This is a genomic window from Candidatus Zixiibacteriota bacterium, from assembly GCA_014728145.1.
Lineage (GTDB): Bacteria > Zixibacteria > MSB-5A5 > JAABVY01 > JAABVY01 > WJMC01.
In genome coordinates this window covers 1-6365 of record WJMC01000046.1, presented here as the reverse complement: position 1 = coordinate 6365, position 6365 = coordinate 1, and the positions used below count along the sequence as shown (strand labels likewise).

Below are 6365 nucleotides of genomic sequence, written 5' to 3'. Positions count from 1 at the left end.
TCATGGCGTCCTCGCCCTTGACCGCGGTCACCGCCGGCCCGAGCAGGATAAATGTGCTCAACAAAAATATCACCAGTACCGCAAACAGCGAGACCACGAAGAAGGGGAAATCGTAGAAAAAGCCATAGATCAATTCACCGATATACGGGATTTTTCCAATCAGGCCGACGATTGCACCGAGCAGAATAATAAACGCCATAAAAACGACCACTCCCAATATAGCACGGAAGACTATACCGTTTTTATGGGAGATGAATTTCATTGCTTCCCTGGATGAATAGAAATAGTTGCCCCGCAGTTCCTCAAAGCTCGCTCGCGCTACTCCCAGTGCTCCCCGCAGGAAAAAATACAGCAGAAGCAGTATCCCGACTGCCCAGACAGCCAGTGCGATATTTCCTTCGAAAACATCTTTTCCGAGCGGGAAAAGCTGATGCAGGCTCCATACTTGAAGGATCGAGTAACCGTCAATTAGAAAGGCTCCGTATGCAAAAACGAGATAAAGAAAATACCCGAGGCAGAGGTTGAGCATCATGATAAATATGTTTTTGCCCATCAAAGCGATCCGCGGTGCCTTGAAGATATCCCTGTAATCGTAATACAATTTTGCCATATAATCCTCGCTGAGGGTGAAATAGATAATATTAATGACTCTTTGTCAAGACATTATGGTAGTGATCGTTTTTTTGAAAGACCAGTTAAGCATTTATGGTGAAAGATGTGGGATGGAATGTAGAGCTTATTCTTCCGGATGGGTTGCAAACTCTTCAGGCGGCGGTAGTTTTTCTATTTTGACCGTTTCGATCCGCTGGCCGTCGATTTTTTCCACTGTAAACTTGATGCCGTCACTGGTCAGGACCTGGCCCTTGTCAGGGAGAGTGCCGGCCAGATCGTAGATCAAACCGCCGACTGTCTCGAAACTCTCGTCGTGGAACTCGATATCGAGATAATCCGCCAGTCGTTCCATCGGCATATTGGCATCCACACGGAAACCACCTTCATCAAGCTCGACAATCTCGGCCTCCTCGTAGTCATGCTCATCCTGTATATCACCGACGATTACCTCAATCACGTTCTCCATTGTGACGATGCCGGCCGTACCGCCGTACTCGTCGACCACCAGGGCGATGTGGGTGCGTGACCGCTTGAGTTCCTCCAGCAGTTCATCCAGTCGTTTTGCTTCAGGAATTACGAAAGGTTTGCGAACAAAATGTCGAACTTCGAAATCGTCATCCTCATCGAGGTTACGGCAGAAGAGATCCTTGACATATAGAAAACCGAGCACATCATCGGCGTCTTCGCCATAGACAGGAAAACGCGAATGACCGGTCTTGCGCACAATGTCGCGGATCTCATCGAGGGTAGCATCGGCTGAAATCGAGTCGATCTCGATGCGGGGTACCATGACCGCCTTGACTGCAGTCTGGTCCAGTACAAAGATCTTCTCGATCATCTCGCGCTCATCGTCTTCCATCAACGGCTCATCGATACCGGCCGAATCGGCCATGGATTCAATCGCGCGTTCGACCAGGTTCTCTTTCTGTTCTTCCGAGAGTGATTCACCCTTATAGACATTGAGGGTGCGGATCAGAAGATATACAAACGGTCGAAACAGAAAATACAGCATATCCACCAGAAGCAGTTTTCGAACCAGTGTGCGCACTCGCCAGCGGGAGGAGACCCTTTTGGAGTAGAACTGTACCACGGTCAGAAAGATCAGCCACAACAGTACAATCGCGATAACCGTGATGACAGCCCTGACGACTGAGTTATGTATAGTGTAAAAATGTGTAGCCCGATAGATCAGGATGGTCATCACGATCAGGGCGAAATTATTGAATATAACCACAAAATACTTGAAGCGTGTGGTGTCCTCGAAGAGATGATTTAGTCTTCGTCTTTTACGCTCGGAAATGTTTTTGAATTCTTCGACCGATGCGTTGTCATACATGATCAGGCCAAACCCGAAGACATTGACTGAAAATGCCAGGTAAAATATCAAAAACGCTATGCCAAATAACACGTAGGGCACGATCACGCCTCCAGCCTGCGGATGTATTCGCGGGTTTTAGTCATCATGAAATCATAATCTTGATCTGCATCGTGAGTGTACCCACACAGGTGCAGGGCACCGTGGGCAACCAGAAAGAGAAGTTCATGGGTCAATGAATGATTATATTTATGAGCCTGTTTTTGGGCGGTTTGAAGGCAGATATATATTTCTCCGACAGGCCTAAAAGATGGAGGCTCGTCCGGATCATCCGCGGCAAACGATAGAACGTCAGTGGTTTTGTCCTGCCCCCGATATGTGCGATTCAAAGCCTGCATTTTTTGCGGACCTATGAACACCAGATTAACAGCAAACTCTTTTCCTTCGGTAACTAAAACAGATTCAACCAGTTTGGCAAGCTTTTTTTTCGGAAGATACTTTTTGCGGGTCGTGTTGAAGATCTCCACAGTCACTTGGCTTCCTCTTTCTGGGGATAGTCGACACGAGTGTGAAACGCGCTCAGGACTCTCTGCGTAAAGGCATCTTCCATGATTGAAAGATCCCGCATGGTCAATTCGGAATCGGAGAGCTGGCCGGACTGAAATTTTTCATTGATCAGTTTCTTGACCAGGTTGCGGATTCGTGAAGGCTTGGGATCCTCAAGCGTTCGCGAGGCGGCCTCGACCGAATCGGCAATCATCAAAATCGCGGTTTCCTTGGAATGTGGACGTGGACCGGGATAACGGTACTCTTCCTCGGGCACCTCCTCACCGCCGTTTTCACTCTTGAGTTCCCTGGCCTTGTGATAGAAATATGACATCAGTGTCGTACCGTGGTGTTCCGCAATGAAATCCATGATGACATCGGGGAGGTCGGCCTGGTCGGCCAGGTCGAGCCCTTTCTTCACATGCGAACTGATGATCAGGGCGCTCATTGACGGACTCAGGCTGTCATGTTTGCTCTTGTTGCCCTGGGAGTTCTCCACGAAATATTCCGGTATCTCCATTTTGCCGATATCGTGATAATATGAACCGACCCGCGCCAGAAGCGGATTGGCGTCAATCGCCTCGGCCGCCTTTTCGCACAGGTTTCCAACCACAATTGAATGATGATACGTACCCGGGGCTTCCAGTGCCAGGCGGCGCAATAACGGGTGGTTCATGTCCGACAGTTCCAGAAGTGTCAAATCGGTCGTTATCCCGAACATGGTTTCGAATACCGGCAAAAATCCCATAGCGATGATCGGCGACAATACGGCATTGACCATACCGTAACCCAGGTATGGAATGATCTCATCAGAAGTCGAAAATTTTAACGCCTCCATGAGGTAGACCGCTACCAGGTAGAACACCGTCAGGTATAATATCGAGCGATAAAAATCCGAGCGCTTATGGACCCGTATCACAGACAGCGAGGCAACCGCCCCGGAGAAGAATGCCAACAACATAGTGGCGAAATTGAAATTCTGGAGGATACCGACTATGATCGCCATTATGAGCGTGGTAAATATTCCTGTGGCCAGGTCGAACATGATCGTCAAAAGTATCGCCCCGATCGCGAAGGGTATCAGGTAAACAGACAGATTCAGCTCGTGGTCGATGACATAGACAGCTACGACTTCCAGGACAATGATTAACATCATTGCAGTGAACTTTGGATTTGAGAACATCCTGCGGTTATTGTAGTTGGCGAGAAACACAGCCAGCATCACCAGAGCAAACAGGATAAATGAGCCCCGTCCAAAATAGGGCAGAAGCTTTTGCCAGAATGATCCCTTGCGACCGGATTCAAGCTGTTCGGCGGTCATCGCCTCGAGTGAACGGATATGCCAGCTGTCGGCTTTGGTGTTGCGCTTTATGATGACCTCGCCGGCCTTGAACTCTCGCTCGATATGTGGTATCGCATCAAGTTTGTTTTTCTTGTTAAGATTGGTGGCCGCCATGTTGATGCTGAGGTTGGGCTTGATGAAACTGTATCCCAGGCTTGCAAAACCCTGGGGTGAATGCGGAAATATCGTGTCGCTTTCCGCTCGCTCCATGAAGATATCCCGAGTTTGACCGACCGTTAGAATATTTTCGACCGGTGTACGCAACTGCTGTTGTTTCTTTCTGACCTGGGCAAAATTGAAATTGTATTCGCTGAGATCGATTGAATCCGGCAGGACCCCTAATTGATATATGGACTCTATCGTTTTTAAGAGACGGTTTTCGGTGGTATCGAGATGATTGCTCTTAAGCAATTCACGCAGGACTGCGATATCCACATCCTCCTTAATCGAGTTCAGTGAATCGACTTTTCTGGCAAGCGGAAGATTGCTCTCTTTCAGGTCACGGACATGGCTGAAAAACGTCCCGATGCTGGAATAGACATTTTCATAGAGCCCGAAATTGTAATTCAGGATTACCGGCAGGTTGTCGAGTGTATCGCGAATCTCGCGGTCTACCTGATCCTGGGGACGTTTTACCTCGAAGGCGAAAGGCGCGACTATGTCTTCGCGCGCGATTTCATCCAGTCTTGGTATCGAGACCGCCTGAAAAATCTGCTGTTGCGGGTACAAAAGTGTAATCATCAGCCCGATTACCAAAATCAGTACTGATTTATAGAGAAGCTTATCCCTGGAACTGGTATGGCGAACAGTACCGCTCAGCTTCAATTTCTTCTTTGCAAATCGTTTAATACGAATTAACAGACGAAACACCCTTTACATCCTTGAAAAGGAATGATTACTTCTTGCTTGACTTGTCGTATGCCTTAATAATTTCCTGCACCAGCCTGTGGCGCACGACGTCTTTCTCGTCCAGGTAAATAAACTTGATGCCGTCGATATTTTTGAGGATTCTCTGTGCGGTAATCAGCCCGGATACACGGCTTTTATCCAGGTCGATCTGGGTGACATCACCGGTGACTACAGCCCTGGACTTTTCACCGATGCGAGTGAGAAACATTTTCATTTGTGCGGTACTGGTATTCTGGGCTTCATCCAGGATCACGAAAGCGTTATTGAGCGTGCGCCCGCGCATAAACGCCAGAGGCGCGATTTCGATCACACCCAGTTCCAAAAACTTGCGTATTTTATCAGCCTGTAACATATCGTGCAACGCGTCATAAATCGGTCGAATATACGGGTCCACCTTGGCCCGGATATCACCGGGCAGAAAGCCCAGAGTCTCACCGGCCTCTACTGCCGGGCGCACCAAAACCAGCCTCTGGACCTGATTCTGCTTCAGGGCAGCGACCGCCCTGGCTACAGCCAAATAGGTCTTTCCGGTTCCGGCCGGACCGATTGAAAAGACTATGTCGTAACTGCTCATCGCATCGACATAGACTTTTTGTCCCAGGGTCTTGGGGACAATCCTGATATTGTTGGACTCAAACAGCGCTTTGGGAGAAAGCTTTTCGGCCGGTCCCTCGCCATTCTCCTTGAGCATCGAAATCGCGTACCAGACATAGCTTTCCGGAAGCTCATAGTTCTTGCGAAGATGCTCATCCAGATCGTAAAGCAGTTTCTCGACCTTGTCGACGATCTCCTTGTGATCCTCAAGGATGATCTCGTTGCCGCGCGCGACAATCCTGGTATCGAACTGTTCTTCGATTATCCTCAGATTGACATCACCGATCCCGAACAGTTGTCTCAAGTCGGTGTCGTCGAAAACGATCTTTTTTGTTACTTTGGCTGTCAAGTCCTCTGTTTCTATCTTCAATTTCCTTATCTTCTATTTCGGCAAAAAGTTCTAAAGTTATAGCGCTCAAAGAAATATCTAAACTTCATGTTTTACATCAAAAACCGCCGAAGTTCCCTTAAGGTTCTACGGAATCAATCATCCAGATCTAATTTTATCTTCAGCTCTCGCAGTTGAGAATCGCTGACAGGCGATGGAGACCCTTCCATAAGTGACTGCGCGGTAGTTGTTTTTGGGAACGGTATGACATCCCTTATGGAGTCCGTATGACACATCATGGCCACGATACGGTCCAGCCCGGGGGCTATTCCGCCATGAGGAGGAGCACCCAGTTCCAGCGCTCTCAATAAAAATCCAAATGCCGCCTCGGCACGCTCGTCCGACATTCCCAATACGTTTAAGATCTTCTGCTGAATATCCCGGCGATGGTTCCTGATTCCTCCCGAGGCAATCTCCCAGCCGTTTAAGACCAGGTCATACTGATTGGCGTAAATCCTGGCCCAGGGATGATTCGGATCAGAGGGTTCCAGGTCCGTCGAAAAGCCTTCATCCAATAGTTCAATATCTTCTTCGACCGGCGAGGTCACGATATTGTGCATAGCGTCGAAACGGTCTTCATCCGGATTGTACTCGAATAACGGAAAGCGGGTAACCCATAGCAGATTCCATTTTCCGGTATCCGTTAAACCGTATTCAAG

6 protein-coding genes are annotated in these 6365 nt (G+C 48.6%); all 6 read right to left on the bottom strand.

Annotated features, from left to right (window positions below; genetic code table 11):
- On the bottom strand, positions 1–610 hold a 610-nt coding region (locus tag GF404_02740; protein MBD3381094.1), incomplete at its 3' end, for a hypothetical protein.
- Between the two features lie 126 nt (positions 611–736).
- Positions 737–2029 carry a CBS domain-containing protein gene (locus GF404_02735; protein ID MBD3381093.1) on the bottom strand — a complete coding sequence of 431 codons (1293 nt, stop codon included), beginning with the start codon at positions 2027–2029 and terminating at the stop codon, positions 737–739.
- A gap of 2 nt (positions 2030–2031) precedes the next feature.
- On the bottom strand, positions 2032–2592 hold the full coding sequence (gene ybeY / locus GF404_02730; protein MBD3381092.1) for an rRNA maturation RNase YbeY: 561 nt from the start codon (positions 2590–2592) through the stop codon (positions 2032–2034).
- A complete protein-coding gene (locus GF404_02725) occupies positions 2457–4685 on the bottom strand; it encodes an HDIG domain-containing protein (protein MBD3381091.1) in 2229 nt (742 codons plus the stop codon). Before GF404_02725 ends, ybeY begins: the two co-directional genes overlap by 136 nt.
- Positions 4686–4710: 25 nt before the next feature.
- Positions 4711–5667: an AAA family ATPase gene (locus GF404_02720; protein ID MBD3381090.1), complete on the bottom strand. Its 957-nt coding sequence runs from the start codon at positions 5665–5667 to the stop codon at positions 4711–4713.
- 134 nt (positions 5668–5801) lie between these two features.
- On the bottom strand, positions 5802–6365 hold a 564-nt coding region (locus tag GF404_02715; GenBank protein MBD3381089.1), incomplete at its 5' end, for an aspartate--tRNA ligase.